The sequence below is a fragment of the Psychromonas sp. genome (assembly GCF_983033635.1).
Genome location: NZ_CEZLMY010000214.1, coordinates 1 through 5,083 on the forward strand (window position 1 = coordinate 1; position 5,083 = coordinate 5,083).

General features: G+C 37.4%; 6 protein-coding genes. All 6 read left to right on the top strand.

The genetic code is table 11. The annotated features are described in order from the left end of the window. Window positions 1-734: nucleoid-associated protein (locus tag AC4GME_RS17075; protein WP_490379859.1), on the top strand; the 734-nt coding region annotated here is incomplete at its 5' end. Window positions 735-818: 84 nt separating this feature from the next. After that, entirely contained in the window at window positions 819-1,685 is an 867-nt protein-coding gene (locus AC4GME_RS17080; RefSeq protein ID WP_490377997.1) for a 6-carboxytetrahydropterin synthase, read from the top strand. Window positions 1,686-1,703: 18 nt separating this feature from the next. Beyond that, window positions 1,704-2,057 carry an HIT domain-containing protein gene (locus tag AC4GME_RS17085; protein ID WP_490379860.1) on the top strand — a complete coding sequence of 118 codons (354 nt, stop codon included), beginning with the start codon at window positions 1,704-1,706 and terminating at the stop codon, window positions 2,055-2,057. Window positions 2,058-2,114: 57 nt separating this feature from the next. Beyond that, complete coding sequence (locus AC4GME_RS17090) at window positions 2,115-2,714, top strand: penicillin-binding protein activator LpoB (protein WP_490377995.1); 600 nt, start codon at window positions 2,115-2,117, stop codon at window positions 2,712-2,714. Window positions 2,715-2,809: 95 nt separating this feature from the next. After that, complete coding sequence (locus tag AC4GME_RS17095; RefSeq protein ID WP_490379861.1) at window positions 2,810-4,054, top strand: COG3014 family protein; 1,245 nt, start codon at window positions 2,810-2,812, stop codon at window positions 4,052-4,054. A 71-nt stretch (window positions 4,055-4,125) separates the two neighbouring features. Then, a partial coding sequence (locus tag AC4GME_RS17100; protein ID WP_490379862.1) for an LPP20 family lipoprotein occupies window positions 4,126-5,083 on the top strand: 958 nt, incomplete at its 3' end.

Genomic DNA, 5,083 nt, shown 5'->3' on the forward strand with positions numbered 1-5,083 from the left:
GTAAATACAGTTGGACTGCAAGTGATTATCTTTTGGTTGCTTTGTTGCAAAATAATGAATCGATCAGTGTTAACGACAATCTGGAATTACAAGTGAGTCAGCATATTGAAACCAGTAAAATACAACTTGTTGCCCGTATTGATTTAACCCTGCTCGCGCGCGATCCACAGTCGAACCGTTACATCTCATTTATAAAAGGGCGGGTTGGGCGTAAAGTGGCTGACTTTTTCCTGGACTTTATGGGCGCGCAGGAAGGTTTTGATGCAAAAGTACAAAACCAAGTTTTGATGAAAGCTGTGGATGAATTTTGTGAAGAACAAGCATTACCTGTCGCGAAGAAACAAGAAGTGCGTGAAGTGGCATTTCAATATTGCAATGAGCAGTTAAAACAGGGAGATGATATCGAACTTTCTTCTTTATCTGAACAAATTCAAGAATCGCCAAAATTAGAAGGCAGCTTTTATGATTTTGTTAGCGAAGATTATCAATTAGAGTCAAGCTTTCCAGCAGATCGAAGTGTCGTCAGAAAACTTACTAAATATGTCGGTCAGGGAGGTGGTGTAAGTATCAGTTTTGATCAAAAACATCTCGGTGAGCGTATTCAATATGATCCTGATAGTGACACTTTAACTATTCAGGGCATTCCGCCTAATTTACGAGAGCAGTTAAAGCGTGACACTAATTTGGCGCCAGAAAATACAAATGAAGACGATCCGCAAAGTCCGCCGTTTTAGTTATAACTTGACGTAACTGGCCCAATGTTAGTTAATAAGATGGTCAGTGGCAGTGTTGATAAATAACAATAAAATGAGAATAGAATGAAATTATTTGTACGTGATTTAACCGTGATTGATGCGTCATATTTAGATGCAGCACGTGGATTTGTAGGTGAAAGTTATCAAGTTGATATTATTTTGCAAGGATCACTAAATGAGCAATCAATGATCCTTGATTTTTCATTAGTAAAAAAACAGATAAAAGCGATTATCGATGCAGAGGTTGATCATAAATTATTGGTTCCACATGCCTCTGAGGATTGTAGTGTAATATTCGAATCACAACGTACTCAAGTGAATTTTAAACTGAACGATAATTCTGTTATTCAATTAAAATGTCCCAATGAAGCCTATTGCTTCTTGGAAAGTGAAATTATTAGCATTGAATTGTTAGAGACTTACCTTGAACAGGTTATTTTATTACAACTTCCTGAAAATATTGTCGATTTAGAAGTGAAACTGCGCAATGAGCAAATCGATACACCTTATTACCATTACACTCATGGTTTGAAAAAGCATGATGGTAATTGTCAGCGTATTGCTCACGGGCATCGTTCTAAAATCGATATATTTATTAACGATATTTATAATAAGGAATTAGTTCAGGATTGGGCAAACCGTTGGAAAGATATCTATTTAGTCAGTCGTGAAGATATTATCGAAAAATCGGATTTATCATTTATTGTAGTGAAAAATAACATTGATAAATTATGCAGCGCTTATCATGCACCACAAGGTTATTTTGAACTTTTATTGCCGGCACACAGGGCTGAAGTTTTACCAAAAGATACCACGGTTGAAGAACTTGCAAACTATATTTGTGAGCAGATAAAAGCGCGAATTGGTGATGATAAAGTTACCGTTTATGCATATGAAGGTATTGGCAAAGGCGCAATTGCTGAGTTGTAAATTATTAGGAGAAATAGAATGGCAGAAGAAACATTTTTCAGAAAAATAATCGATAAAGAGATCCCTTCAGATATGCTTTATCAGGATGATTATGTGACCGCTTTTCGTGATATTTCACCGCAAGCGCCGACCCATATTTTAATTATCCCGAATAAATTGATCGCAACAGCTAACGATATTGAAATTGAAGATGAGTTACTGATTGGTAAACTTTACAGTGTGGCAAAAATATTAGCCAAACAAGAAGGTATTGACGAGTCGGGTTATCGATTGATTATGAATTGTAACCAAGATGGCGGGCAAGAAGTATTTCATATCCATCTGCATCTGCTTGGCGGAAAACCTCTAGGGCAATTGGTTGCAGTTGGTTAAGTTTGCGCAATCTGGTTATAATCAGCCTGACATTAAAATTATATTTTGGAGAGAATAATGAAAGTAAAAACAAATCTTTGGTTAGCAGTCATTGCTACTTTTATGATTAGCGCATGTTCAACCTCTGTTGAACGTTTAGATTCTCAACAGGAAGTTGATTTAAGTGGTGCATGGAATGATACCGATTCACAATTAGTGGCGCGCGAAATGATAGAAGATTCGCTATCACGAGCTTGGATTAATAAGTTTGTAAAAGCAGAAGGTAAAGAGCCTGCTGTTATTGTGGGCAGAATTAAAAATTTAAGCCATGAACATATTAATACCAATACATTTATCGCCAATATGGAACGCGAGTTAATCAACTCAGGTGAAGTGCAGTTTGTAGCCTCATCGTCAGCGCGAAATGAGATTCGTGAAGAGCGTGGTGATCAAGATTTAAATGCTTCAGAAGAAACACGCAAAGATATGGGCCAGGAGTACGGTGCGGATTTCATGATGCAGGGGCAAATCAATACCATTATTGATGTTGACGGCACAACGCAAGTACGTTTTTATCAAGTTAATTTAGAGCTTATTAGTATTAAAGATAACCGCAAAGTATGGATTGGTGAGAAGAGAATTAAAAAGCTTGTTAAAAATAGTAAATTACGTGAATAACAGTATGGCACTGTAATATAGCCAAACCAGCAATCAGGCGCTAAATTTGCGCCTGATTTATTATTACTCCGCTTTTAAATATTATGGAATAACAGATGTATAAATTCTTATTTCTTTTTCTTTTCACCATTATTTCAGGGTGTGCTGGGCAGCAGCAGGAAAATAACGATTTAGCGAATTTATTATATATTCAAAACCCGCAAGATGTACTCGAGAAGTTACAAACCACAGAGCCAGTTGAACGTGATTATGCACAATTTCATCTTAATATCGGTTTATTACAGTTAATGACAGGTGATTTTCAAAGTGCTATTGACACATTTTCTTTAGCAAAACGAGAAATGGCGGTATTAGCTGCAAGCTCGGTCAGTGAGAATATTGGTGCGGGCACGGTTAATGAAACATTAAGAAGCTATAGTGGTTACCCGACAGACAGAGTCATGGTGCACAATATGCTGGCACTGAGTTATCTGTTTAATAATGATATTGAAGGCGCACGTGTTGAGATGTTACAAGCAGATATCTCAATGAAAAAACTGGCAAAACGAAAAGATCTTAATGGTCAATTAGCCAGCTCTCATCTGTTAGCGGGCATTATCTATGAATTATTAGATGAACAATCAAACGCTTTAATCAGTTATAAACATGCGGCAGATATTATCGAGCAACGCGGTCTTGCTTTACCTATTGGTTTAAAACAAGCATTGCTGCGAATGAGCTTTAAACTAGGCGCGCAAAATCAATATGTAGCATATAAAAAAAAGTTCCTCAATCTGCCTGTGCCAACTAACAACAATAAAAACCAACTTTTTGCGCTCTATTTTGATGGTGTAGTGAGTAATAAAAAGCAAAACTCAATTATGGTTCCCGATCATGATAATGAGCAGTTAATCCGAATTTCTATACCTGCATATCCGCAAATGAAGCATCGTATTGGCCGTGCTAAAATTGCACAGCAAAAAACACAATTAACAACAGAATTAGTTGAGAATTTAGAAGTATTAGTAAGAGAGGATTTAGATAAAGAGTACCCGTCTATCTTATTACTGACAACAACGCGCGCGATTGCAAAATATGAATTGGTCAAACAGGCAGATAAGCAAGATTCACTGCTTGGCGCATTAGTAAATATTGCCACGGTACTAACGGAAGTTGCTGATTTAAGAAGTTGGAATATGCTTCCTTCAAATATTCAGTTTGCTTATATTGAAACAGCTGAAAATGAGGTTGTTATCAATAGCAGCAATACCTTATCTCAAAAAATAACCATTAATAACGGTTCGAAAAATGTGGTGTTAATTAATAGCTTATCGAATGAAGTTTTTCATTATCAACAATAATAGATTAAGCAGCTGCAAATGCTGATTTGTGCATCTGCAACTGCTTTGACTAAAAAAATATTAAGGTGCCTATGAAAGTTAAAATAAATTTAAGTTTGCTACTCGCCTGTTTTTTGCTTGTTTCATGCGCTTCAACTTCAGGACCGCAAAAACGGCCTGCATGGATAGATAATGCGCAAAGCAGTTATCCAGCAAAAGAATATCTAACGGCGGTCGGACAAGCATCTAATCGAGATCGCGCAACTGAAAATGCGATTGCCAATTTAGCCGAGATATTTTTTGTTAATGTACGTGCGCAAACGAATGTCTTAACAGAGGCAACAAAACAACAAAGTGCGCTGGGCGTGACAATGGAAAGCTCAACCAGTTTACAACGAAATATTCAAACAGAAACCGATCAAGCGATTAGTGGGGTGGTTATCAGGGATAGCTGGTTAAGCCCGGAGGGGGAATATTATGCGTTGGCAGTATTAGATAAACGCAAAGCTGCAATCAGCTTAACTGAATCAATTATGGAGTTGGATGATTCTACCGCTGAGTTTATTGATTATAGTCTCAACAGTGCGCCGAATACGATTGCGGCATTAAATGCGTTACGTGCTGCACGTGATGAACAATTGACGCGTTCTATGGCTAACTTACAACTTAAACAGGTCAGTGTTTCAGGCATACCAAATGATATTTCCAGTGCTAAAATTGAAAAGCTAATTGCTAAAAAATTAGCATCAATGAAGGTCAGTGTCGAGGTAGACAGTGCCCGCCATAAAAAAACTATACAGTCAGGTTTAGCAAAATTAGGGGTCGCGGTTGTCGAAATATCGAATCTGCAGGTCAGTGCTGATATTGATATTACTGAGCCTGCATTAATTAACAGTTGGTATTGGTTACGCGGAAGTTATGAGCTGTCTATTGCTGAAAATGGACAGGAGATTAGTCGTAAACGCTGGCCTGTGAAAGTATCTGCAAAGCAGCAGGAGCTGCTTATCCCGCGTTTACAGGATAGTATCAATAATAAAATCTCAAATTATC